Source organism: Bacillus changyiensis (assembly GCF_027706145.1).
Lineage (GTDB): Bacteria > Bacillota > Bacilli > Bacillales > Bacillaceae > Bacillus > Bacillus changyiensis.
Genome location: NZ_JAQFWW010000002.1, coordinates 342,962 through 367,998, shown reverse-complemented (window position 1 = coordinate 367,998; position 25,037 = coordinate 342,962). Strand labels below are relative to the sequence as shown.

The window sequence follows — 25,037 nt, the reverse complement described above, 5'->3', positions numbered from 1 at the left end:
TTTCAGAATAGCTCCGGAGGGCAAAGTGTCTCCGGAGCTATAAATGTTTACTTGGACAGTTCCTGACTGTGATGAATTGTAAAATTGGCTTGTTTTTTTCTGTAGATCGATAATACGATAACCGCGAAAATGATGATGAAAGACAGCAATGCAGCCGTCAAGTAAAGATTTCCAAACCCTTTTCCAATACTTTCATCAATTGCCTCTGAAATGATGGATTTCACTTTTGGATCTGGGATTCCGTTCGTTTGAATACCGGTATCTTTTAGTTTATTCGTGATGTGACTGCCGATATTTTCATATCCAGCTGAAATAAAACCTGCATAAAGAGTAGGGGCTAATGTCAGTCCTATTTGTCTAACAAGAGACAGTGTTCCAAGTGCTGTTCCATAACGGGTGTTTGCTGCCTCAGAGACGAGCATGTTTAAGGGGGCGCCTAAAAGGATGCCAAAACCAATACCGGCAATGATACTGGCAATGACAAATTCCCATTTTTCTACGACCCATACTGATAATAATAAAAATCCGATACATGAAACAATGGCTGATAGCCATGCTGTTTTAATAGGTCCTTTTTGATCTGCTAGCATACCACCTAGCCCAGCACCTATACCTGAAGCGAGTGCGAGCGGTGTCATCCAATATCCTGACTTCTCTGGTGCAATGTGTAAATATTGTTCCGCGTATGAAGGGATAAAGATGACGGCCGCTAAGAGCCCACCAGAAATAAAACCGATAAACAATGTCCACTGAAACACTTTATTTTTTAATAAACTGTAGGCAAGTATTGGGTCACCCCCGCTATGCTCCACCCTTTTCTCATAAAAAAACAATCCTGTCAATAAAATGAGACCGATAAGCAAAAAAACATATACATGTGGATCTAGCAATCCGGTAAGGAAGTGTTCACCATTTAAATTAGTAATTCCATACATCACAGATAATATGGCGAAAGATAAAATAATCGTTCCTGTTATATCAAGTGGTTTGATGTGATCTTCTTTTGTTTCGATAATGAATGGGAAGCTTAACAGCACAAGGGATAAAGCTATTGGTAAATTAATGAAAAACAGCCAATGCCAGCTGCCGGTTATATCGAGGATGAAACTGCCGATATTTGGCCCCAGCACTGCTGCAATACCATTCATTGCTCCTAAAAGCCCGAGTGCTGAGCCTTGTCTATCCTTATGAACTGTTGAAAGAATGTGAGAACTCCCAATAATAAATATCCCACCCCCGCCAAGTGATTGGATGAGCCGCGCACATAAAAACATTGGGAAACTTTGGCTTAAGGCAACCAATAAAGAACCGATCCCAAACAGGATTACTTCGGTGATAAACAGTTTTTTTCGTCCATATCGATCAGACAATTTCCCGACGATTGGGACACTGACTGCCAAACCGAGTGTATACAGTGTGATGCCCCATGCACCCCATGAAGGAGACACTTGGAAAAAATCATTGATTGTCGTAAGTGCAGCTGAAATAATGCCATTGTCTAATGCGGCCATAAACACGCCAACGGTAAATAAGGCAATTGCCCACTTTTGGTTTAAACCTTCTTTCGTCACCATTTGTTCCCCCTTTTTAATTAATTCACTTTAAATTAATAATTAATTTAAAATGAATTAAATTCATCATCCATTAAAATACTAATTTTGTCAAAAGTTTTTTTAGAAAAAAAAGCTGCGCTAGGGCTTGGCGGCAGCTTGTTATTCTTCGTCATTTAATTTTAGTGCTTTTTCAAGAATGGATAGACCTTCATTTACTTTTTTCTTTTCCTGTTCATTTAGGCTTTGCAGGGCTTTCTTTAATTTTTCATGTCCTTTTTGATACAATCCGCGAAAAATATCTTTCGCCTCTTCTGCCAATTCAACGACGATTGTTCGCCTATCCTCTTTAGAATGGGTCCTTATAATAAAATTTGCATCCTCAAGCCGGCTGAGCAGCCCAGTCATGTTTGACAGGGAAGCTCCCATTCTCTCAGCGATCTCCGAGACTTTCAGTTTTTCGTGGGTGTTTAGAAGCATTAAGACTTTCATTTGTGGCATACTGATATCAAGCTTCATCCATTCAGAAACATCCCCTAGTCCGGCTGCAGTCAGCACTTTCATATATAGTACCCAGGTTTCTTTTTCCTCTGGAGAAAGGATTTCTTCATTTAACACAGTTGTATCGTGAATATTGTATTTCACGCACTATTCACTTCCTTTAACATAACATTTCTCCTTCATACTACTGATTTTTCTTGCTGAAAGAAAGCCAATTAATGTACGGCTTTAAAAAAATGTTTTTAGGTTTATTTTGAAAGTGGTAGAATAAAGCTAAATGTGTATAGCTTTCACCTTTAGAAGAGGAGGTTAACATCGTGGCAAAAGTTCGCACAAAAGACATGATAGACAAGTTCAAACTGGAATTAATCAGTGGAGAAGAGGGGATTAATCGCCCGATTACAATGAGTGATTTATCTAGGCCAGGCCTTGAAATGGCGGGGTATTTTACATATTATCCAAGAGAGAGAGTTCAGCTGCTAGGGAAAACAGAAATCACCTTTTTTGAGAAGCTTCCTGAAGCAGAAAAAAAACAACGAATGTTTTCGTTATGTACTGAGGTTACACCGGCAATCATTCTTTCGCGTGATTTGCCAATTCCGCCTGAACTTATTGAAGCTTCTGAAGAAAAAGGTGTGCCTGTCCTTCGCTCCCCATTGAAGACAACTCGTCTTTCCAGTCGCCTAACAAATTTTCTTGAAAGTCAACTTGCGCCAACAACCGCCATACATGGTGTACTCGTAGACATTTACGGTGTAGGGGTCTTGATCATTGGAAAGAGCGGTGTTGGTAAAAGTGAGACCGCCTTGGAGCTTGTGAAAAGAGGTCATCGCCTTGTTGCGGATGACTGTGTAGAAATTAGACAGGAAGATCAGGATACATTGATTGGAAGTGCACCTGATTTAATTGAACATCTTCTGGAAATTAGAGGCCTTGGCATTATTAATGTCATGACTTTATTTGGTGCAGGTGCTGTGAGAAGTTTTAAACGGATCACCCTTGTCATGAGTCTTGAACTCTGGGAACAGGGGAAACAGTATGATCGTTTAGGACTTGACGAAGAAAAGATGAAAATTATTGATACTGAAATACCAAAGCTGACCATCCCAGTCCGTCCGGGAAGAAATCTCGCTGTTATTATTGAAGTGGCTGCCATGAACTTTAGATTGAAACGAATGGGTTTGAATGCGGCCGAACAATTTACGAATAAACTAGCGGATGTGATTGAAGATGGTGAAATTGATGATTAGGAGTTGTCATGATGAATGAAACTTTTGAACCACTAAACCCGATCGCTTTTCAATTGGGTCCCATTGCTGTGCACTGGTACGGCATTATTATCGGTGTTGGTGCTTTACTGGGATTATGGATGGCGGTCAGAGAAGGTGAGCGCAGGGGGCTTCATAAAGATACCTTTGTTGATCTGATCCTGTTTGCTATTCCGATTGCGATTCTTTGTGCGAGAGCGTACTATGTTCTGTTTAAATGGGATTATTATAGTGAACACCCTGATCAAATCATTCAAATCTGGAATGGGGGCCTTGCCATTCATGGCGGTTTAATTGGTGCAATTTTAACTGGAATCATTTTTGCCAAGAAAAAAGGACTTTCTTTTTGGAAACTTGCCGACATCGCGGCTCCCAGCATTCTGTTAGGTCAAGCAATCGGTCGCTGGGGTAACTTTATGAATCAGGAAGCACACGGTGGCTCTGTCTCAAGACAATTTTTAGAAAACCTTCATCTACCAGACTTTATCATTAACCAAATGTATGTAAATGGGCAATATTATCATCCTACTTTTTTATATGAATCATTATGGAGTTTAACAGGTGTTCTGATCTTGATTCTTTTAAGAAAAGCTAATTTAAAGCGGGGCGAACTGTTTTTAACGTATGTCATTTGGTATTCGATCGGGCGTTACTATATTGAAGGGCTTCGGACAGACAGTCTGATGTTGACGGATACGCTTCGGATCGCTCAAGTTATTTCCATTGTCCTTATCGTCTGTGCAGTTGGTGTTATGTTATTCAGGCGGTTTAAAGGCGGCGAGATTAAACGGTATCAAGAAATGTGAGTTCGCGAAAAAAGCTGCAAAGAAAGGAAATTTTTTATGAAAATCAATACTGTGCTGTTTGATTTAGATGGAACGCTAATCAATACAAATGAGCTGATTATTGCTTCTTTCTTACATACACTTGATCATTATCATCCAGGGCAGTATAAACGTGAAGATGTGCTGAATTTTATTGGCCCATCTCTTTATGAAACGTTTAGCAGTATCAATCAGGAGAAGGTCAATGAAATGATCATGATGTATCGTGAATATAACCATAAAATGCATGATCAGCTTGTGACAGAGTATGATACGGTTTATGAGACGCTTGAGCACTTGGCATATAAAGGGTATAAGCTTGGTATTGTGACAACAAAGTTGCGTGATACAGTCAATATGGGTCTCAAATGGACCGGTCTCGATCGTTTTTTTGAAACTGTCGTGACACTTGATGATGTTAAACGAGCTAAACCGGATCCAGAGCCTGTTCTCTTAGCGTTATCAAAGCTTGATAGCTTACCTGAAGAGGCCATCATGATCGGTGATAATTACCACGATATTTTGGCTGGGCAAAATGCCGGTACAAAAACGGCTGGAGTTGCTTGGTCAATTAAAGGTGAAAAGAACTTAGAGAAGTTTCAGCCTGATTATATGTTAGTTGAAATGAAAGACCTGCTTCACGTTTTGGAAGTGGCGGTAGATTGAGGAAAACAAAGCGTTATCCCGTGTCAGGTGCTAATGCTTTATGGCAAATCTATCAAACCGTTCCATTTCTGAAAGTTGTTAAAAACTTCATTGTCATTCATATCGCGCGTTATACACCTTTTTTAGGATTGAAAAACTGGATGTATCGGACATTTTTGCGAATGAAAGTTGGAAAGCAAACGGCATTTGCACTGATGGTCATGCCTGATACGATGTTCCCAGAAAAGATTTCTGTTGGACGCAATTCTGTGATTGGCTACAATACGACGATTTTAGCTCATGAATATTTAATTAAAGAATATCGTCTTGGTGAAGTGATCATTGGTGATGAAGTGATGATCGGAGCTAATTCAACAATACTTCCTGGTGTTGAGATCGGACAAGGTGCTGTCGTTTCCGCAGGTACTCTTGTTCATAAAGATGTTCCTCCAGGTGTCTTGGTCGGTGGTAATCCGATGCGGATCATTTATACAAAAGAAGAAATGGAACAACGCTCACAAAGCCCTCGTTTACTATAACGGGGGCTTTGTTGCCCTTTTTAATCGGCAATTACAATCGCTTGCCGCCCCATCTGTTTCCACGATTTTTCAAATTTTGTTCTGTCAGTTCGTCTGTTTTTATAGCCATAGGGGTCATTTAGATAAACATATTTTCGATCATATCCTGTGATCGCAACACTATGTACTTTATATGTCACATTGACTTTGCCTGTCGGTGTGTTCCATGTCTTCATACTTTTCACAGGGCTGAAGTTGACGGTCGTGATCACCCAAACTGGTCTGCTGTGATTGAGCTGCTCGTAGATTTTCTCTAGTTTGCTTCCTGTTAAATCAATGACTTTGTCACCTGCATAAGATGTTGCTAATTCGTAAATTGGACCATGATAAACACTAAGACCTGGCCCTTTTTCCATATCTCCAACAAAGCCATCATTTGGATTTCCTTTTAAACCGTTTTTATATTGTAAAGGCACCCTTTTGACTTTCTGAGACAATTCATTCTTTGTCACATCATATCCACTGTAGTTTAGGATCATCGCCAAGCTTGTGACTTCACAGCCATTATAAAGCTTTGGATGGTCCATTTGTTTCAATAGCGGGACATCTAGCGGTTTACGTTCCATTTCAGCTGATGTTTGTTTAGTTGCTGCAAATGTTTTAATGAACGAGGTTTTGATTTCTTTAGAAAACAGTATAAAGATAACAATCGTTGCTAAGATCAAAGCAACAAGTAACGTTTTAAGGAATTTCATATTCGATCTCCTGTTCTCTCTATGATGTCTATACTATGCGTTTTTAAGTATTATATCATTCAAATGTTTAAGAAATAAAATGATTATTTTATGAAGTCTGGACAAACAAACTTTCCAAAATTGGTTGATTTCCAAACTTTAATTTGTTACCATGTTATCATATTAGTGAACTAAAGGATTTTGAATTTTTGGATTCTGGGAGGTGTCAAAACATCATGTTTATGTTTGAAAAACCCGACGGGATGAGAGATATACTGCCAGGGCTTTATCAAACAATGAAAGATACGCGCGTTTCATTAACAGAACTGATAGAGCAATGGGGATATCAATTTATGGAAACACCGACATTAGAATTTTATGATACGGTCGGCGTACAATCAGCAATTTTAGACCAGCAACTTTTTAAGCTACTTGATCAAAAAGGGCAAACACTTGTTTTAAGACCAGATATGACAGGACCAATCGCAAGGATCGCGGCTGCAAACCTCGACAAACATCATCCTCTCCGGATTGGGTATGCGGCAAATGTTTTCAGAGCCCAGGAACAGGAAGGTGGCCGACCTGCTGAATTTGAACAAGTCGGTGTTGAACTAATTGGAGATGGTTCAACAAGCGCTGATGCTGAAGTAATCGCCCTTGTGATTTTTTCATTGAAGAAAGCAGGTTTATCAACATTTAAAATTTCTGTCGGACACGTTGGTATTGCTGATGCTTTGTTTATGGATATTTTAGGAAACCAAAAAAGAGTCCGTGTACTCCAACGTTTTTTATATGATAAAAATTATGTTGGTTTCCGTGAACATGTAAAATCGTTAAGTTTATCAACAATTGATCAACAAAGATTATTAAAACTGCTCAACTTGAAAGGCGGAATTGAAATTTGTGATGAAGCAAAAGCAATCATCGGTTCTGAGGCAGGAAAGAATGCAATCCTACAATTGGAAACACTTTGGGAAACACTTGTTGACTATGGTTGTGCGGATCATGTAACAATCGATCTGAGTATGGTTCGTCATATGAGTTACTATAACGGAATTTTATTTGAAATTTATGCAGAAAATATTGGCTTTCCCATTGGGAATGGGGGCCGCTATGATGAGCTCCTTGATCGCTTCAATTTCAGCGCGCCAGCCACTGGATTTGGGATTCGGCTTGACCGCTTACTAGAAGCCTTGAAATTGAATGATGTGCAAACGAAAATTGATGCAGTTATTTTTAGCACAGAGCAGCGAGAAGAGGCGATCAAATTTGCTGAGAAAGAACGGACACAAGGAAAAAAAGTCGTCCTTCAAGATTTGGCTGGTATCAAAAACATCGATCAGATGACAAAATCGTTTCAAAAAGTAACCTATTTTATCGGTTCCAGAAAGGACGAAAGACATGGGTAATCCCTTAACAATCGCACTGCCAAAAGGACGAACTTTTGCTGAAACTTGCGATCTACTACGTCAGGCCGGATACAAACTTCCTGAGGAGCTCGATGATACAAGAAAACTAATGATTGATACACCTAAAGGAAATCTCCGCTTCATCCTCGCCAAGCCGCTCGATGTCACAACATATGTCGAGCATGGAGTAGCTGATGTCGGCATTGCAGGTAAAGACGTCATACTTGAAAAAGAGCCGGATGTATACGAAGTTCTTGATTTGAAATTGAGTAAATGTCACTTAGCTATAGCCGGTTTGCCACAAACAGTAGCAAGCGGTGTTGTCCATAGAGTCGCGACGAAATATCCGAATATTGCATCAAAATATTTCAAGGAACAGGGAGAACAAGTGGAGATCATTAAGCTTAACGGTTCAATTGAATTAGCTCCACTAATCGGTCTTACTGATCGGATTGTTGATATTGTTTCAACAGGACAGACGTTAAGAGAAAACGGTTTGATTGAAACAGAGACCATTTGTGATATTACCTCAAGATTTATCGTAAATCCTGTCAGTTACCGTTTGAAAGATGCGATTATTGATGAAATGGCCTCTCAACTCTCACTGATTGTCGAAGGAGGAACAACATGAAGCTGACCTTCACTAGCGGAAATGCTGCTATATCCTTAAAACGGTCTATTGATTCTGGAACAGAAGAACAACGAAAAACTGTTCGCTTCATGATTGATGAAGTGAGAAAAGTTGGAAATGCTGCTATTTCTGCTTATACTAAACAATTCGATGGAGTTGAAATCTTTGATTTTCTCGTTTCTGAATTTGAAATCCAACAAGCATACAGTAGGCTTAAACAAGATGATATTGAAATTTTGCGGTCAGCCATCTTTAATATAAAAGAATATCACGAACGACAGCTGACATCATCATGGTTTTATCATCGGAATGATGGCACAATGCTTGGACAGAAAATAACACCGCTTGATTCGGTCGGAGTTTATGTGCCAGGGGGGACTGCGGCATATCCTTCATCAGTCTTAATGAATGTCATTCCAGCACTTGTGGCAGGGGTTGAACGGATCGTTCTCACCTCACCCCCGGGAAAAGACGGCTATCTTCCTGCAGGTGTCTTAGTTGCTGCAGCAGAGCTAGGGGTAAGAGAAATCTATAAAATTGGAGGTGCCCAAGCGATAGCGGCACTAGCATACGGAACGGAGACCATTTCACCGGTCGATAAAATTACTGGTCCTGGTAATGTTTATGTCGCGCTTGCTAAACGAGAAGTGTTCGGCCAGGTTGACATCGATATGATTGCTGGGCCAAGTGAAATCGCCATTCTTGCTGACAAAATGGCAAATCCCCGTGAAATTGCAGCTGATCTGTTGTCACAGGCTGAACACGATATCATGGCATCAAGCATACTTGTTACAAATTCTTATGAGCTTGCAAAAGCTGTTGACAAAGAGGTTGACCGCCAGCTTAAAGATTTGCCAAGAAAAGAGATCGCTAGTCAGTCAATAGAAGAACACGGAATGATCTATGTGACAGAAACTTTAACTGAAGCTGTTTCACTGATCAACGAACTCGCCCCTGAACACTTAGAGATTTTAACAGAACGGCCTGATGAACTACTGGGAAAGATCAAACATGCCGGTGCGATTTTTTTAGGAGCGTACAGTTCTGAAGCTGTCGGAGATTATTTTGCAGGTCCAAACCATGTGCTCCCGACAAATGGAACAGCCAAATTTTCAAGTCCGCTTCAGGTGACCGACTTTCAAAAAAAATCAAGCATCATTTCTTACAGTAAACAAGCTTTTGAGGAACATGCAAAAAGAATTGCAGCCTTTGCTAGGTTGGAAGGGCTTGAAGCGCATGCCAGAGCAATTGAATCGAGAAGCTGGGAGGAAGAGTGATGAGAAAAGCGGACCGGGTAAGAAAAACCAATGAAACAGATATCACCCTATCATTTATGATTGATGGCCAAGGACAGGGCGATATTCAAACAGATGTACCGTTTATGACACATATGCTTGATCTATTTGCAAAACATGGTCAGTTTGACCTTTTCATTCAGGCGAATGGTGATGTTGAAATTGATGATCATCACACAACTGAAGACATCGGGATTTGTCTTGGGCAGGCGCTTTTGGAAGCGCTGGGAGACAAAAAAGGGATAAAACGCTATGGTTCCAGCTTAGTACCGATGGATGAAGCGCTCGCCCAAGTTGCCGTTGATTTGAGTAACAGGCCGCACTTTGAATTCAAGGGGGAGTTCCCTAGTCAAAAAGTTGGTACATTTGATACAGAGCTTGTCAATGAATTTTTATGGAAGTTGGCACTTGAAGCAAAGATGAATCTTCATGTCATTGTCCATCACGGAAAAAATACTCATCACATAATTGAAGCGATTTTTAAAGCACTCGGACGTGCGCTTGATGAAGCAACAATGATCGACCCTCGTATAAAAGATATCCCCTCAACGAAAGGAATGCTGTGAATGATCGGTGTCATTGATTATGGAATGGGTAATCTGTACAGTGTTTCTAAAGCCCTGGAACGAATTGAAGCACCATATGTCATCTCAGAAGAAATTGAGGAATTGCAAAAAGCTGATAGCTATATCCTTCCTGGAGTAGGCGCATTCCGGGATGCGACCGCTATATTAGATAACATGAAATTGACAACCTTTATTCAGACTGCTGTATCTGAAGGCAAGCTATTGCTTGGTATTTGTCTTGGCATGCAGCTTTTATTCGAAGAAAGTGCAGAACAGGGCATTTCAAAAGGGCTTGGCTTATTAAAAGGGAAAGTTGTTAAGCTGGCAGAACAGGATCGAGAAGGAAAGCGTCTGAAAGTGCCTCACATGGGGTGGAACAGTCTCTCCATCCACAATAATTCTCCAATTTTGACCGATAGCGAACAAGGATACGCTTATTTTGTTCATTCTTACTATGTCAGTGAAATGGATGAAAAAGCATTGCTTGCCAGTGTTGATTATGGTGTCAAAATTCCAGCTGTTGTCGGTATTGATAATGTGTATGGTGTTCAGTTTCATCCGGAAAAAAGCGGTCCAGTCGGGATGTCAATTTTAAAACGGTTTAAACAGCTTTCAGAAGAACAGAAGGTGAAAAAATGAGCGCATTTACATTATATCCAGCCATTGATATTAGAAATGGCAAATGTGTAAGACTGATCCAGGGTGATTATGCAAAAGAAACGATATATGGAGATTCTCCGTTCGAAATGGCATCATCGTTCGTTGGAGAGGGAGCAGAATGGGTTCACCTTGTCGATTTGGATGGCGCTAAAGAAGGTAAGACTGTGAATCACAGCCAAGTCATCAAAATTGCTAAGCAACTGAAAGTAAAGGTACAGATCGGCGGTGGGATTAGAACAGAAAAAGATATTGAAAACTATCTATCACAAGGTATAGAGAGAGTCATCTTAGGTAGTGCTACGATTTCCAATCCGGGTTTTGTCAAAAAAATGCTCAAAAACTACGGCAATCATATTGCAATAGGACTTGATGCAAGAAATGGATTTGTTTCCACAGAAGGTTGGCTTAAAACATCAACTGTTAAAGCGGAAGAGCTTGGTCTTGAGCTTGCAAATGAAGGGGCTGAAGTGTTTATTTTTACTGATATTGCAACAGATGGAATGCTGTCTGGACCAAACGTGAACCGCACGGTTGAGCTTGCAAAAACAACCGGCAAACAAGTGATTGCTTCAGGTGGTATCAGCTGTCTTGCCGATCTTGAAGAACTAGCTAACCGACAGCCAGACGGCATTAGTGGCGCCATCGTCGGAAAAGCGTTTTACACAAAGCAATTCACCATGAAGGAAGCGCTTGAAAGGATTAACAGCAAATGATAACAAAGCGAATTATTCCATGTCTAGATGTGAAAGATGGTCGTGTTGTGAAAGGTATTCAATTTCTCGGATTGAAGGACGCCGGAGATCCAGTTGAACTTGCGAAAATGTATGACAATGAAGGGGCTGATGAACTCGTCTTTCTCGATATTTCTGCATCACATGAAGGAAGAAAAACCATTGTTGATGTTGTGGAAAAAGTCGCCGCAACGTTAGCTATCCCCTTCACCGTTGGCGGTGGTATCAACCATCTGAAAGATATGAAAACAATTTTGCGGGCGGGAGCAGACAAAGTTTCAGTTAATACTGCAGCCGTTCTTCGTCCCGAACTTATCACTGAAGGTGCAGCTTTTTTTGGCTCTCAATGTATTGTTGTTGCGATTGACGCAAAATTTGATCTAGACAAAGGCAAATACGTTGTATATACGCATGGTGGTAGGCAGAGGACAAAACTAGAAGTTTTAGAATGGGCACAGGAAGCCGTGCAAAGAGGTGCAGGTGAAATCTTGCTGACAGGTATGGACTCTGATGGTGAAAAAACCGGATTTGATCTCAAACTGACAAAGCTTGTTTCAGAAGCTGTCACCGTTCCTGTCATTGCCTCAGGTGGTGCTGGCAATGCTGAACACATGTATGAAGTATTTGAAAAAGGGCAAGCCGATGCGGCACTTGCTGCGTCCATCTTTCATTATCAAGAAACATCTATTAAGGAAGTCAAAACTTACTTGAAAGAGTGTGGGGTGAATGTACGATGATCACTGTCGATGAACTGAATTTCAATGAAGCGGGGTTAATCCCCGCGATCGTTCAGGATGAGATCACAAAAGAAGTGCTAACATTGGCCTATATGAACAAAGAATCATTTGGAAAAACGCTGGAAACAAAAGAAACATGGTTTTTCAGTCGCTCTCGTGGAGAACTGTGGCATAAAGGAGCAACATCTGGCAATATTCAATATGTTAAAGAGATTCGCCTTGATTGTGATCATGATGCTCTTGTTATTCTTGTCGAACCGACTGGACCGGCCTGCCATCAAGGAAATGATAGCTGTTTCTCATCGATACAGAAAACAGCAGTCAATGGGCGTTTTGCAATCTTAAGTGAGCTCGAATCTACCATTGCCAGACGATATGTCGAAATGCCAGAAGGAGCTTATACGACCTACTTATTTGACAAAGGTATTGATAAAATTTTAAAAAAAATTGGTGAAGAAGCTGCCGAGGTCATCATTGCTGCAAAAAATCGCGATCTTGAAGAATTAAGATGGGAAGTGGCTGATCTTATATATCACCTGTTTGTCTTGTTAAAAGAACAGTCCCTACCGTTTGCTGAGGTGTTAAATGAACTTAGGAAACGCTATGAACGGAGTTAGGGTCTTACTCAAAAACCAGTGGAGAAACGTTGGCCACTGGTTTTTATAGTGCAGAGAAGATACCAAAGGTGGAAAATGAAGAGAATTTTCTAGAAACTTGTTTTTGGTCTATAAGCCGGCTGGAAATTATGTTATACTACTGACGGTATACAGTTTGAAATGGAGGGTAGCTGTGAGTAAGTACACTTCTGAACATCATCATAACGAAAGCATTGTTCAATTGTTTCAAGATGGACAATATCTCTATCATAAAGGACTCAAAGCATACCGAGAACGGAATCTATCCCGTGCAAGCAAGCTCATTCAAAGAGCAATTTTTCTTGAACCGGATAATACAGGTATGCTTTCTCAGCTTGCCGTCATTTATACGGAAATGGGTTTTTATCAACAATCAAATGAGCTATTGGACTTTATTTTAAAAAATATGAATGAAAAAATGACTGAATGCCATTATTTTAAGGCAAATAATTATGCTCATCTTGGTCTTTTTCAAGAGGCTTATAAAGCAGCCGAAACCTATTTAAATGAAGATCCAAACGGTGAATTCATGACGGAAAATATGGAGCTACTTGACTTGTTAGATATGGGAGAAGAAAGCGATCATTACTCAGAGTATGATCAGGACGATTTAATCTTAAAGCAAGATCAGGCAAAATCATTTTTGGAAAATGGGCAACTACAAGAATCGATTGAGATGCTTGAAGAGATCATCAACGATTATCCAGAATTTTGGTCGGCTTATAACAATCTGGCTCTTGCCTATTTTTATGCTGGCGATATTTACAAAGCAAAGCTGACAGTCATGACCGTGTTAGAAAAAAATGATGGAAATTTGCACGCCCTATGTAACTTATTGATCTTTTTCCATTATGAAAGAAAAGATGAACAAGTGAGAATTCTTTCTGAACAACTTTCCAATATTTATCCCATGTTGAATGAGCAAAGGTATAAGCTCGGTGCAACTTTTTCGCTTATCGGCATGTATGACCTTGGCTATAGATGGCTAAAATCGCTTTATCGTACAGGGTTTGAAGGAGATGTAACCTTTTATTACTGGCTTGCATGTTCCGCTTATTTTACTGACCGTATCCAATTCGCTGAACGAATATGGGGGAAAATGGAGGCGGAGTACCCAGGTCATGCTCGCATTGAGCCTTGGAAAGAAAGGCTGGAAAAACAGCCTTCGCTTGAGGAACGCCTTGCCGCATATTATGTAAGCGGAAGAAAAGGAGAAAAAGATCAACTTCAAGCTGTACTAGACTCAAAAATGGCAAAAACAGAGTTTGAAGACCAGTTTGTCAGGCTTTTACTTTACGGTGAAAACAAAAAAACAGTCATTTCAAAAGATGCACTTTTTGCTTATCGAACAGCAAAAGCAATAGAAGAAGCGGATTGTTCTGTAATTGAGGAAGATGCCATGTGCTTTTGGATATTTCATGTGATCCAGCAAATGAGAGCTTCAGGGGTGCAGTTGCGAAATCCTAGCGGCTTGGCTGCAACTATCTATTATATTTGGAAAACGGAACAGCATGAACGGCTCACCAAGGCTGAAACAGCGAAGCTTTTTAACATCTCATCCGCAACACTCACAAAATATGAACGTGTATTAAAAGAACATCTTTAAAAGTAGGTAGCATAGGCTTGTCGATAAGGTCGAAAACACGGCTTCATCGGCAAGTTTTTTTATGCAACTTTCAAAGACAGCTTTAAAAAATGTTGGCTGTTTGACAATTGCGCACCCTTTCCACATTTTTAGTTTGCTTGTTTGAACAGTTCCCTGGTTGCTTAATTGCAAAATTTAGATCTGTTTTTTGCTTTCTGAGCAAATCAATAGCACAGACGCAAGATATTTTATAGGATATGGGTAAGGAAGAAGCAACTAGGGAATATTTACTTAGAGAAACTGACTGCTAGGCTTAAAGTAGCAGAAGGACTCGTGAAGGAGTGAACATTGTGTCAGAAGAAAAAATTTATGACTGTATTATTATTGGAGCAGGTCCTGCGGGAATGACAGCGGCTGTCTATACATCTAGGGCGAACATGTCAACTTTAATGGTTGAAAGAGGTGTACCTGGCGGACAAATGGCCAATACCGAGGATGTTGAAAACTATCCAGGATTTGAAAGTATACTTGGGCCTGAACTATCAAATAAGATGTTTGAACATGCAAAAAAGTTCGGAGCAGAATATGCGTATGGTGATATTAAAGAAGTTGTTGATGGGAAAGAATACAAGATTGTCAAAGCTGGATCAAAAGAATATAAAGGACGGACTGTGATCATCACTGCAGGTGCTGAATATAAAAAACTAAATGTTCCTGGTGAAAAAGAACTCGGTGGTCGGGGTGTATCTTATTGTGCGGTGTGTGACGGTGCTTTCTTTAAGAACAAAGAGCTCGTCGTTGTTGGTGGTGGTGATTCAGCTGTAGAAGAAGGTGTTTACTTAACTCGTTTTGCTTCAAAAGTCACAATCGTCCACCGTCGTGATAAGCTGCGGGCGCAAAGTATTCTTCAGGAGCGAGCATTTGCCAATGAAAAAATCGACTTCATTTGGAACAAGACAGTGAAGGAAATCCACGAAAAGGATGGAAAAGTTGGTAAAGTGACACTTGTTGATACAATCACAGGTGAAGAAAAAGAATTTTCTACTGATGGTGTCTTTATTTATATTGGTATGCTACCATTGTCAGCACCATTTAAAAATCTTGGCATTACAAATGAAGAGGGTTATATCTTAACGAATGAGCGGATGGAAACAAAGGTTGGAGGTATATTTGCGGCGGGAGACATACGCGAAAAAAGCCTCCGTCAAATTGTAACAGCGACAGGTGATGGAAGTATTGCAGCTCAGAGTGTTCAACAATACGTTGAAGAACTGAACGAAAAAGAAAAATCTGTAAAGTAACAAAATGTAAAAGTCATCATGTTTTAACCGCACTGTAACACCAGTGAAACAATCGTTTGATATGATTACTTTAGTAATTGACCCCCTTTTATAATGAATTATTTTGGCACGGATTTACATATCCGTGTCTTTTTTTATGGATATCATTTCTAAAGAAACCATATATCATCATTTTCATATTTTGTTCATATTTACTTCATGAAAGAACCTGTTTCGCTATAAAATAATATATAAAACAGCTTAAGGTAAGCGCTTTCGAGTATGTTCTGTTTGAAAAAAGACGTTTTTCCCAGTTTGACACCATGTTCATTGTGGGTGGCACTAGGAAGCGGTATAATAGAGTAAAGAATTGAAGGAACTAAAGGATGGGTGACAAACTTGCAAAGAGTGACCAATTGTGTACTGATGTCTGATGATAAAGTTCTGTTGCTAAAAAAACCTCGTAGAGGCTGGTGGGTAGCCCCCGGCGGTAAAATGGAATGCGGGGAAACAGTCAGAGACGCCGTCATCAGAGAGTACCGTGAAGAGACAGGTATATATGTGTTAAACCCACAATTAAAAGGTATATTTACCTTTATCATAAAAGAGAATGATCAGGTTGTCTCAGAATGGATGATGTTCACGTTTGTCGCCGATCATTATACAGGTAAACCTGTAAAAGAGTCTGAAGAAGGAATGATCGAATGGCATTCAGTTAGAGATATAGAACATTTACCAATGGCGCCAGGTGATGTACACATTCTCGACTTTATGCTAAAAGGCAATGGTCTTCTTCACGGGACCTTTACCTATACGCCTGACTTTAAATTACTGTCTTATCGCTTAGATCCACAGGGCGACTAATCATAAGGGGGGAAACATATGAGTGCAAATGGGGGCCATGAAATTCAGCTTGTCATTATAACCGGAATGTCTGGAGCAGGAAAAACAGTTGCGATTCAAAGTTTTGAAGACCTCGGGTTTTTCTGTGTGGACAATTTGCCACCGTCTTTACTCCCGAAATTTTTGGAGCTGATGAAGGAATCAAGTTCAAAAATGAGCAAAGTTGCGCTTGTCATGGATTTGCGCGGTCGCCAATTTTTTGATCGTCTGATTGAAGCTCTTGATGGAATTGGGGAAACATCGTGGATAACCCCACGTATTTTGTTTTTGGATGCAAAAGATTCGGTGTTAGTTTCAAGATATAAAGAAACAAGACGTTCCCACCCGCTTGCAACAACAGGGCTTCCACTAGAAGGAATTGAAATGGAACGTCAGCTTTTAGAAGAATTGAAAGGTCGCTCCCAAATTATTTACGATACATCTGACATGAAGCCAAGAGAATTGCGTGAAAAAATTGTTCAGCATTTTGCGACAGATAAAGGTCACACTTTTACTGTCAATGTCATGTCATTTGGATTTAAATACGGGCTTCCGATTGATGCCGATCTTGTTTTCGATGTGAGATTTCTTCCAAACCCATACTACATTGATAGTATGAGACCATTAACTGGCAAAGACCATGAAGTATCATCCTATGTGATGAAATGGAGTGAAACACAAAAATTCCTTGAAAAGTTGACCGATTTATTGGGCTTTATGTTGCCTTCCTATAAACGTGAAGGGAAAAGCCAGCTTGTTATTGCAATTGGATGTACGGGAGGACAACATCGTTCTGTGACGCTTACTGAATACATTGCTGATTATTTTAAAAAAGACTACTATACTCATGTTACTCACCGGGACATTGAGAAGAAAAGCAGAAAATAAAATGACCAAGCAGAAAAGAATTGCAATCTTCGGTGGTGGAACAGGTCTATCTGTGTTGTTGAGAGGTTTAAAGCACCACGCTGTGGACATTACAGCTGTTGTAACAGTAGCAGATGATGGAGGAAGTTCAGGGAGATTAAGAAATGAATTGAAAATTCCTCCTCCTGGTGATGTACGCAATGTACTGGCTGCGTTATCTGATGTGGAACCGCTTGTGGAAAACCTGTTTCAGCATCGTTTTAACAAGGGCGGCGATTTAATCGGCCATTCATTGGGGAATTTAATGTTGGCGGCAATGACAAACATAACCGGTGATTTCTTTCATGCCGTCACTGAAATGAGTAAAGTATTAAATGTTCGTGGAAAGGTGCTACCAGCTGCAAATACTAGTGTTGTGTTACATGCAGAAATGGATGATGGTCAAATTATTTCAGGGGAGTCGGTGATTCCATCCTATGGGCGCCGCATTAAAAGAGTATTTCTAACCCCTGAAAAAATTGACCCATTACCAGAAACGATCGATGTCATTCGGAAGGCAGATTTGATTATTCTTGGTCCAGGTAGCCTATATACAAGTATTTTACCTAATCTACTTGTTCCAAAAATAAGGGAAGAAATTTTGAATGCTTCTGCCAAAAAGGTTTATATATGCAATGTGATGACTCAGCCAGGGGAAACCTTGTATTACAGTGCTGCAGACCATGTTGAAGCATTGAACCAACATATGGGTGCTCCTTTTATTGATACGATTCTTGTTAATAATGAGGAGATTCCAGACGATATTCGAGCAAGATATGCGCAAGAACTTGCCCAGCCTGTGCAGTTTAATATTGAGAGTCTGACTCTCATGGGGCTTGAAGTCATAAAAGACCAGATTGTAACGTATGAGAATGGCGTCATTCGCCATGATACACATAAAGTCGCTTCGTTGCTTGTTGATTTATTAAAAGAATAGCAGGCTTTGGAATGGGGTTGTCTAAATTGTCATTTGCGTCTGAAACGAAAAAGGAACTTACAAACTTGGAAGTGAAGGAGTGTTGCGCGAAAGCGGAACTTTCTGCTCTCATTCGGATGAATGGTTCACTGTCCTTCTCAAACCGAAAAGTGGTTCTAGATGTTCAAACCGAGAACGCGGCCATTGCCAGAAGAATTTATACATTGCTTAAAATGCAATATGAGGTGTCTGTCGAACTGCTCGTTCGAAAAAAAATGAGGCTGAAAAAAAATAATGTCTACATTGTACGTCTGATCGAAAATGCAAAGACCATCCTTGAAGACTTAAAGATACTTGGAGAAAATTTTGTTATTGCAAGAAATATATCAGAAAAACTAGTGAAAAAAAGGTGTTGTAAACGTTCTTATATAAGGGGAGCTTTTTTAGCTGGTGGTTCTGTCAACAATCCCGAAACATCTTCTTATCATTTAGAAATTTCTTCGATGTACAAAGAGCATAATGAGTCATTATCAGAACTGATGAATCAGTTTCATTTAAACAGCAAAACATTGGAGCGGAAGAAAGGATATATCACTTATTTGAAAGAGGCGGAGAAAATCACCGAGTTTTTAAATGTAATTGGTGCTCACCATTCACTGCTCCGATTCGAAGACGTCCGAATTGTACGGGATATGAGGAACTCGGTTAACAGACTGGTCAATTGTGAAACCGCCAACTTAAACAAGACGATTGGTGCTTCGCTCAGACAGGTGGAAAACATTAAATATATCGATGAAAAAATCGGTCTTGATGCTTTGCCAGAAAAACTGAGAGAAATTGCACAGCTCCGTATTCATTATCAAGAAGTAACCTTAAAAGAACTTGGGGAAATGGTCACCAGCGGAAAAATCAGTAAATCGGGGATTAACCATCGACTTCGCAAATTAGATGAGATTGCTGAACAATTACGTTTAGGGCAATTTGTCTCTTTAAAATAATGGACAAGGGAATGGGGAGATCTTATGGTTCAACAAAAAGTCGAAATTCGATTAAAAACAGGACTGCAAGCACGTCCAGCAGCATTGTTTGTTCAGGAAGCCAACCGCTTTCAATCAGACATCTTTTTGGAAAAGGGAGATAAAAAAGTGAATGCAAAAAGCATCATGGGATTAATGAGTCTAGCTGTCAGTTCGGGATCTGAAGTCACACTGATTGCAGATGGAGCTGATGAACAAGACGCGATTGATGCATTGAGTGCGTATGTTTTGGAACAAAACTAACCATCACAACATGTACCCTATATAGTGGGATCTTAGCATATAGCCTACTATAAGGGTACTTTTTATTCGTTTTAAAAGAGATGTCAGACAGTATTAAATAAGAAATCGAAAGGAGAAGAATCATGACGGTTTTGCTTGACTTGCTATATAAGAGAATCGGATACGATTCTCATCATGTGATCTCTTTCGCTAACTTGCCGGAATTTTTAGAACGGATCGCCTATCAGTTTCCATTTGAAAATAGTTCTGTTTTAAAAAAAGAGCGTATTCCAATGACAAAGAAAAGTCTGACTGAAGCCCTGTTGAATCATCAGCGTGGCGGATTATGTTATGATTTGAACGCATTTCTCTATTATGTGTTGAAAGATCTCGGTTTTTCAGTCCATATGATTCAAGGAACGGTTTACAATGAAAAAAACCAACTATGGTCACTAACAGGTACACATGTTGCCATTGTTTTGTGGGAAGGAAACGAGGCTTTTCTCATTGATACCGGGTTTGGACTGAATCTGCCCCTTGCTCCAGTTCCATTATCAGGAGAAGTGATGACTTCAAAAACAGGACGTTATCGTGTTCAAAAAGCGAATACTGATAAAGGAGACTATCTTCTTGAAATGGATAAAGGTGAAGGCTGGCAGACAGGTTACGCATTTTCAATTGAACCAATTAATGAAGTGGTGCTTGCTGAAGTCCGTGAGCTGATCCACAATCATCCTGACTCACCGTTTAATCAAGATCCACTTGCTTGTAAATGGACAAGGAACGGAACAATCATTTTGAAGAAAGATCATTTCACAAAACGGACCAGTCATAATCTCTCCAAACAAAACTTGAAACAAGGGGAATTTACTATAATGTTTAACAAGTATTTTTTTGAGGATGATTAAACATGTATAACATCTTAATTATTGAAGATGATGAACGAATTGCTTCTATCCTGCAAAATCATTTGCGAAAGTACGGCTATGAAGTCAGTACTGTTCAAACATTTTCTCAAATCAAACAAGAATTTATCGAAAAAACCGCTGATTTGGTCCTCTTGGACATTAACCTTCCTTATTTTGATGGTTTTTATTGGTGCAGACAAATCCGTACTGTATCAAATGTACCCATTATTTTCATTTCTGCTCGGACGGATGAATTGAATCAGGTGATGGCGATTGAACATGGAGGAGATGATTATATCACAAAACCATTTCATCTCGATGTTGTGCTCGCCAAAATCAAAAGTGTGCTGCGGCGTACATATGGTGAATACTCATCAGCTCTTCATCAAGAAACACAAGTACTAGAAGTTGGAGGTCTGTATATTTATCCAGAGCGCTTTGAAATGCAAAGGGAAGATCACCGAATGTCTCTTTCTCAAAAGGAATTTCAGCTTTTATCAATGTTTGTCAAAGAGTATGATCGAATTATCACAAGGGAAGAACTGCTTGAAGCATTATGGGATGAAATCCATTTTGTAGATGACAATACGTTAACGGTCAATGTTAATCGTTTAAGAAAGAAACTTGGTGAACTTGGAATCCATGATGCCATTAAAACTGTCAGGGGACAAGGGTACAGGTTTTGTGTCGGTTGGAAGGATGAACAAGAAGATGTTTAAAGCATATTTGCGGGATCGCGCTTGGATCATTCTATTTTCTATACTAGGTACAGGATTTGTCACCATTGTTGCAGCTCTTGGTATCCTTGAAAAAGGGTCAGGTATTTCAAGGGCTAATATTTTTTATATGTTTATTTTGATGATCGTTTTTCTCAGCATCGGTTTGATCATTGACTATGGCAGACAACGTTCGTTTCTTTGTCAATTAAAGAAACAGTATGTTGAAGTATCTATGCAAACTGGAGAAGTATTAAAAGCCTATCAGCCAGCAACAAAAGAACAGAAAATGTGGACTGAACTAGTTGCTAAACTCAATAAAGATTACCGTGAAAAGCTTTCCTGTTATTCTAGAGAGCGGCAACAGCATCTCGATTTTACAAATCAATGGATCCATCATATGAAAACTCCCGTATCTGTCATTTCGCTCCTCATTCAAGAAGGGAAGAAACAGTCAGAGATCAGGTCGATCAGGTCCCTGTTTACTGAGATTGAAGAAGAGAATGACCGGTTTCGCTATGGTTTAGATATGATGCTTCATATGGCAAGGCTTGATCACTTTGCTATCGATCTAAAAGCTGAACAAATCGATGTCATCAGTTTACTCAGAGAAATCATCAATGAGGAAAAACGGCAGTTTATTAAACGAAGACTTTTTCCAAAGCTAGTGATTTCAGATGATTGTGTATGGATTTACAGTGATAAAAAATGGTTGACTGTCGTCTTTCAGCAAATCCTTCATAATGCCTTAAAATATTCGCCGCAACACAAAGGAGCAGACATTGTGATGAAGGTAGAGCAAACAGGCGATCAAACTGCTGTGTCTATCATTGATCAAGGGATCGGAATTCCAGCTCAAGACCTCCAACGTATCTTTCAGCCATTTTTCACCGGGGAAAATGGAAGGAGACAACAAGAGGCGACAGGGATGGGACTTTATTTATCAAAAGAGATTTGCCGTCATTTAGGTCATGAACTTAGCGCATCATCAGAGCAAGGAAAAGGAACAGTGATAACAGTGACGTTTACAAGCAACACTCTTTATAGTAATGTGACAAAACTGTAAGATTGGCTGTTTGCTTTGCAAGGTAATTCGATGGGAGATGTTTTCACTCCTTTTTATAATAAAGAGGAAAAGGAGAGGAAACCAATGAACGTACTTGAAACTAAACACTTATCTAAAACATATTTTTCTAAAAAAGGCGGTTTTTCACACGATGCTTTAAATAATTTTAATATCTCGGTTGAACAAGGCGAGTTTGTCGGGGTAATGGGGCCTTCAGGCAGTGGAAAAACGACACTTCTCAACCTTCTCGCAACAATTGATCAGCCGACAAATGGAGATTTAATTATTAATGGAACAAACCCTGCTAAATTAAAAGATCAAAAGCTGGCGTTATTTCGGAGGCGTGAGCTCGGCTTTATCTTTCAAGATTTTAACCTGCTTGAAACATTGACAATTCGCGAAAATATTCTGTTGCCGCTTGCTCTTGATAAGGTGCGACCGAAAGAAATGGAGTCAAAACTTCTTGATTTGGCGAAAACACTGGAGATTGATCATATTCTTGACCACCGTACATATGAAGTTTCCGGTGGTCAGCAACAAAGAGCGGCATGTGCCCGTGCGATGATTCATGAACCTGCTCTTATTCTAGCGGATGAACCGACAGGAAACCTTGATTCAAAATCTGCTAAACAAGTCATGGACTCCCTGACAAAACTGAATCGTGAAAAACATGCGACAATTTTGATGGTCACCCATGATCCGACTTCTGCAAGTTTCTGCGAACGAATTATTTTTATTAAAGACGGAAAATTTTTCTCGGAAATTCGCAAAGGCTCAAACAGACAAGATTTTTATCAGAGCATCCTTGACACGTTAAGTGTTTTGGGAGGTGATTTTCATGAACATGAAAGTTATCGCTCGTAAAAATGTTCAGGGAAATCTTCAGCGATATTTAGCTTATTTTTTAAGCTGTGTCTTTACAGTGTCCGTGTTTTTTATCTTTTCCTCATTTATTTATCATCCTGATGTAACAGAGGATAAAATCTACGGAGGAGAAACCGTAAAAATATGTCTTTATGCTGCTGAAGTGATCATTATTGTCTTTGCGATCTTTTTCATATTGTACTCGAATTCCGCCTTTTTACAGGCAAGAAAAAAAGAATTTGGTTTATTAAGTTTATTTGGAACATCAAAGCGCCAATTAAGGAAAATGATTTACTATGAACAGACGATTATTTCTGTTCTTTCAATTGCAACAGGAATTGGTATTGGTCTGTTATTTTCTAAGCTGTTTTTCATGGCGATGACAGCCATGATGGATGTAAAAGCACCCATTTCGTTTACGGTTGTGCCAAAAGCTTTGATCATTACCGCAGTTGGTTTTATCATTCTGTTTCAAACATTGACCATTTTATCCTTAACAAGGATCCGTAAACTGGAAATCATTGATCTGTTGAAAGCGGCAAAACAGCCAAAAGATATGCCTGTCTATTCCAAATGGCTGACTGCACTTTCGCTTATTTGTCTGGCAGGTTGTTATACGCTTGCAGCAACGGCTAGCATTATCGATATTATTTTTCGTGTATTTCCCATTTTAATTCTTGTCTTAATTGGAACATATTTTCTATTTACGCAAAGCAGTGTGGCAATTTTTCGGAATTTGTATAAGCATAAAACAAGCTTTTACAGGGGAACGAACCTTATCACACGTTCCAATATTATGTTTCACTTGAAGGATTATGCGCGGATGCTGTTTTTGACTTCTATTATCACAGCCGTCATTTTAACGGCGACAGGAGTCATTTATATGTTTTATGCTGATTTGCAAAAACAGGGGGAAACCAGTACTCCGCAGGCTATTGGCTGGGTTGAAAAAGATGCCTCAACATATCATGTGATCAAACCTGATGAGGTTGAAACAGCACTTAAAGATGCCAAAGCTGAGATTTCCTATCAGATTGAAGTAACGGGTCTTCCCGTTTCATTTCAAGCGAAAGACTCTGTAATGAGAAATAGAGTGGAAACTAATGGGTTGATGATTTCGGAAGAATCCTTTAATAAAGCAGCGAAGAAAAAGAATCTTCCGCTTGCACATTTAAAAAAAGGAGAAGCATTCATTAGTTATCCGTTCAGTATGGGCCGTCCGCTTTTTGAATCTGGAGAGAAGGCAACAATCAACACCATAGCTGGGAAAAGACTTGCATTAACAATGGGGAAAGAGCGCAATCAAGGTGTCCTTTTTAGTATGGGTAACGCAAGTAAATTAGTTATTGTTGATCAGAACACATATGTTGAGCAGGCTAAACATGTACCTTTAAATAAACAGACAAGAGTCATCGGCTATGAGCTTCATAACTGGGAAAATGAAGTTCAAGTGTCAAAAAAACTGGAAAACATGGTACCGAAAAAGCTGAAAAATTCTTTTCAAGTAAGAGCACCTGGCTATCAGATTATGAAGCAGGCAACATCATTGACACTGTTTATCGGGTTGTTTATCAGTCTTGTATTTTTCGTTGTTCAAGGAAGCTTGATGTACTTGCGGCTCTTTACTGAAATTGAAGATACGAGAATTCAAGTATTTGCATTACGAAGAATTGGAATGACAAAAAAAGAAATCCGCGCAATTCTAGAAAAACAAATGGGCTTTTTGTTTTTTATTCCGTTTGTTGTCGGAACGATTCATGCCGGATTTGCCTATAAAGCGCTTAGCAATATGCTCAACTCCAACCTATTGTTCAGTGCTGTCATCGTCATTGGCATCTATTTTGCCTTTCAAGCAGTTTACTTTCTACTAACAAGAAAAATTTATGAGAAGGCTGTATTAAGAAATATAGATATGTAACAAAAAAGAGCTGCTGGGTATCCAGCAGCTCTT

Annotated in this window: 27 protein-coding genes; 24 read left to right on the top strand and 3 right to left on the bottom strand. The window is 39.6% G+C overall.

Annotated features, from left to right (window positions below; translation table 11 throughout):
* Positions 1 to 47: 47 nt before the first annotated feature.
* Both PDT38_RS09145 and PDT38_RS09140 read right to left on the bottom strand, forming a co-directional pair.
* Entirely contained in the window at positions 48 to 1,574 is a 1,527-nt protein-coding gene (locus tag PDT38_RS09145) for an MFS transporter (RefSeq protein WP_270800719.1), read from the bottom strand.
* A 138-nt stretch (positions 1,575 to 1,712) separates the two neighbouring features.
* Entirely contained in the window at positions 1,713 to 2,195 is a 483-nt protein-coding gene (locus PDT38_RS09140; RefSeq protein ID WP_270800718.1) for a MarR family transcriptional regulator, read from the bottom strand.
* A 173-nt stretch (positions 2,196 to 2,368) separates the two neighbouring features.
* Between PDT38_RS09140 and hprK the strand changes: the two genes are divergently transcribed.
* Genes hprK through PDT38_RS09120 form a run of 4 tightly spaced genes read left to right on the top strand, consistent with a single transcriptional unit; the run spans position 2,369 to position 5,327 of the window.
* Entirely contained in the window at positions 2,369 to 3,301 is a 933-nt protein-coding gene (hprK, locus tag PDT38_RS09135; RefSeq protein WP_270800717.1) for an HPr(Ser) kinase/phosphatase, read from the top strand.
* A gap of 11 nt (positions 3,302 to 3,312) precedes the next feature.
* Positions 3,313 to 4,125, top strand: a complete 813-nt coding sequence (gene lgt, locus PDT38_RS09130) for a prolipoprotein diacylglyceryl transferase (protein WP_270800716.1) — start codon at positions 3,313 to 3,315, stop codon at positions 4,123 to 4,125.
* A 36-nt stretch (positions 4,126 to 4,161) separates the two neighbouring features.
* Positions 4,162 to 4,809, top strand: a complete 648-nt coding sequence (gene ppaX, locus PDT38_RS09125) for a pyrophosphatase PpaX (RefSeq protein ID WP_270800715.1) — start codon at positions 4,162 to 4,164, stop codon at positions 4,807 to 4,809.
* Positions 4,806 to 5,327 (top strand): acyltransferase, encoded by a 522-nt coding sequence (locus PDT38_RS09120; protein WP_270800714.1) that lies wholly within the window; start codon positions 4,806 to 4,808, stop codon positions 5,325 to 5,327. The genes ppaX and PDT38_RS09120 overlap by 4 nt, the downstream gene beginning before the upstream one ends.
* A 20-nt stretch (positions 5,328 to 5,347) precedes the next feature.
* On the opposite strand, the gene PDT38_RS09115 is transcribed toward PDT38_RS09120, so the two are convergent.
* On the bottom strand, positions 5,348 to 6,061 hold the full coding sequence (locus PDT38_RS09115) for a C39 family peptidase (RefSeq protein ID WP_270800713.1): 714 nt from the start codon (positions 6,059 to 6,061) through the stop codon (positions 5,348 to 5,350).
* Between the two features lie 215 nt (positions 6,062 to 6,276).
* Between PDT38_RS09115 and PDT38_RS09110 the strand changes: the two genes are divergently transcribed.
* The 20 genes from PDT38_RS09110 (at position 6,277) to PDT38_RS09015 (ending at position 25,004) form a co-directional block, all read left to right on the top strand.
* The gene (locus PDT38_RS09110) at positions 6,277 to 7,449 is read left to right on the top strand and encodes an ATP phosphoribosyltransferase regulatory subunit (RefSeq protein ID WP_270800712.1); all 1,173 of its coding nucleotides are present in this window, start codon (positions 6,277 to 6,279) and stop codon (positions 7,447 to 7,449) included.
* Positions 7,442 to 8,080 carry an ATP phosphoribosyltransferase gene (gene hisG, locus PDT38_RS09105; protein ID WP_270800711.1) on the top strand — a complete coding sequence of 213 codons (639 nt, stop codon included), beginning with the start codon at positions 7,442 to 7,444 and terminating at the stop codon, positions 8,078 to 8,080. Before PDT38_RS09110 ends, hisG begins: the two co-directional genes overlap by 8 nt.
* Positions 8,077 to 9,357 carry a histidinol dehydrogenase gene (gene hisD, locus PDT38_RS09100; protein WP_270800710.1) on the top strand — a complete coding sequence of 427 codons (1,281 nt, stop codon included), beginning with the start codon at positions 8,077 to 8,079 and terminating at the stop codon, positions 9,355 to 9,357. The genes hisG and hisD overlap by 4 nt, the downstream gene beginning before the upstream one ends.
* Positions 9,357 to 9,941: an imidazoleglycerol-phosphate dehydratase HisB gene (gene hisB, locus PDT38_RS09095; protein ID WP_270800709.1), complete on the top strand. Its 585-nt coding sequence runs from the start codon at positions 9,357 to 9,359 to the stop codon at positions 9,939 to 9,941. The genes hisD and hisB overlap by 1 nt, the downstream gene beginning before the upstream one ends.
* Entirely contained in the window at positions 9,942 to 10,580 is a 639-nt protein-coding gene (hisH, locus tag PDT38_RS09090) for an imidazole glycerol phosphate synthase subunit HisH (protein ID WP_270800707.1), read from the top strand. It begins immediately after the preceding gene.
* Positions 10,577 to 11,314: a 1-(5-phosphoribosyl)-5-[(5-phosphoribosylamino)methylideneamino]imidazole-4-carboxamide isomerase gene (gene hisA, locus PDT38_RS09085; protein ID WP_270800705.1), complete on the top strand. Its 738-nt coding sequence runs from the start codon at positions 10,577 to 10,579 to the stop codon at positions 11,312 to 11,314. The genes hisH and hisA overlap by 4 nt, the downstream gene beginning before the upstream one ends.
* Entirely contained in the window at positions 11,311 to 12,069 is a 759-nt protein-coding gene (gene hisF, locus PDT38_RS09080; protein WP_270800704.1) for an imidazole glycerol phosphate synthase subunit HisF, read from the top strand. The genes hisA and hisF overlap by 4 nt, the downstream gene beginning before the upstream one ends.
* Positions 12,066 to 12,686, top strand: a complete 621-nt coding sequence (gene hisIE / locus PDT38_RS09075) for a bifunctional phosphoribosyl-AMP cyclohydrolase/phosphoribosyl-ATP diphosphatase HisIE (RefSeq protein ID WP_270800703.1) — start codon at positions 12,066 to 12,068, stop codon at positions 12,684 to 12,686. The genes hisF and hisIE overlap by 4 nt, the downstream gene beginning before the upstream one ends.
* Positions 12,687 to 12,858: 172 nt before the next feature.
* Complete coding sequence (locus PDT38_RS09070) at positions 12,859 to 14,310, top strand: tetratricopeptide repeat protein (protein WP_270800702.1); 1,452 nt, start codon at positions 12,859 to 12,861, stop codon at positions 14,308 to 14,310.
* 329 nt (positions 14,311 to 14,639) lie between these two features.
* Positions 14,640 to 15,590: a thioredoxin-disulfide reductase gene (gene trxB, locus PDT38_RS09065; protein ID WP_270800700.1), complete on the top strand. Its 951-nt coding sequence runs from the start codon at positions 14,640 to 14,642 to the stop codon at positions 15,588 to 15,590.
* 369 nt (positions 15,591 to 15,959) lie between these two features.
* Complete coding sequence (locus PDT38_RS09060; RefSeq protein ID WP_270800698.1) at positions 15,960 to 16,433, top strand: 8-oxo-dGTP diphosphatase; 474 nt, start codon at positions 15,960 to 15,962, stop codon at positions 16,431 to 16,433.
* Positions 16,434 to 16,451: 18 nt separating this feature from the next.
* The gene (gene rapZ, locus PDT38_RS09055; protein WP_270800696.1) at positions 16,452 to 17,339 is read left to right on the top strand and encodes an RNase adapter RapZ; all 888 of its coding nucleotides are present in this window, start codon (positions 16,452 to 16,454) and stop codon (positions 17,337 to 17,339) included.
* 1 nt (position 17,340) lies between these two features.
* Positions 17,341 to 18,294 carry a gluconeogenesis factor YvcK family protein gene (locus PDT38_RS09050; protein WP_270800695.1) on the top strand — a complete coding sequence of 318 codons (954 nt, stop codon included), beginning with the start codon at positions 17,341 to 17,343 and terminating at the stop codon, positions 18,292 to 18,294.
* Positions 18,295 to 18,320: 26 nt separating this feature from the next.
* Positions 18,321 to 19,271, top strand: a complete 951-nt coding sequence (whiA, locus tag PDT38_RS09045; RefSeq protein ID WP_270800693.1) for a DNA-binding protein WhiA — start codon at positions 18,321 to 18,323, stop codon at positions 19,269 to 19,271.
* Positions 19,272 to 19,295: 24 nt separating this feature from the next.
* Positions 19,296 to 19,553, top strand: coding sequence for an HPr family phosphocarrier protein (locus PDT38_RS09040; protein WP_270800690.1), 258 nt, complete (start codon positions 19,296 to 19,298; stop codon positions 19,551 to 19,553).
* 122 nt (positions 19,554 to 19,675) lie between these two features.
* Entirely contained in the window at positions 19,676 to 20,440 is a 765-nt protein-coding gene (locus tag PDT38_RS09035) for an arylamine N-acetyltransferase (protein ID WP_270800688.1), read from the top strand.
* A 2-nt stretch (positions 20,441 to 20,442) separates the two neighbouring features.
* Positions 20,443 to 21,159, top strand: coding sequence for a response regulator transcription factor (locus tag PDT38_RS09030; protein ID WP_270800686.1), 717 nt, complete (start codon positions 20,443 to 20,445; stop codon positions 21,157 to 21,159).
* Complete coding sequence (locus PDT38_RS09025; protein WP_270800683.1) at positions 21,152 to 22,222, top strand: sensor histidine kinase; 1,071 nt, start codon at positions 21,152 to 21,154, stop codon at positions 22,220 to 22,222. The genes PDT38_RS09030 and PDT38_RS09025 overlap by 8 nt, the downstream gene beginning before the upstream one ends.
* An 84-nt stretch (positions 22,223 to 22,306) precedes the next feature.
* A complete protein-coding gene (locus tag PDT38_RS09020; RefSeq protein ID WP_270800681.1) occupies positions 22,307 to 23,086 on the top strand; it encodes an ABC transporter ATP-binding protein in 780 nt (259 codons plus the stop codon).
* Positions 23,061 to 25,004 carry an FtsX-like permease family protein gene (locus PDT38_RS09015; protein WP_270800679.1) on the top strand — a complete coding sequence of 648 codons (1,944 nt, stop codon included), beginning with the start codon at positions 23,061 to 23,063 and terminating at the stop codon, positions 25,002 to 25,004. Before PDT38_RS09020 ends, PDT38_RS09015 begins: the two co-directional genes overlap by 26 nt.
* Positions 25,005 to 25,037 lie beyond the last annotated feature (33 nt).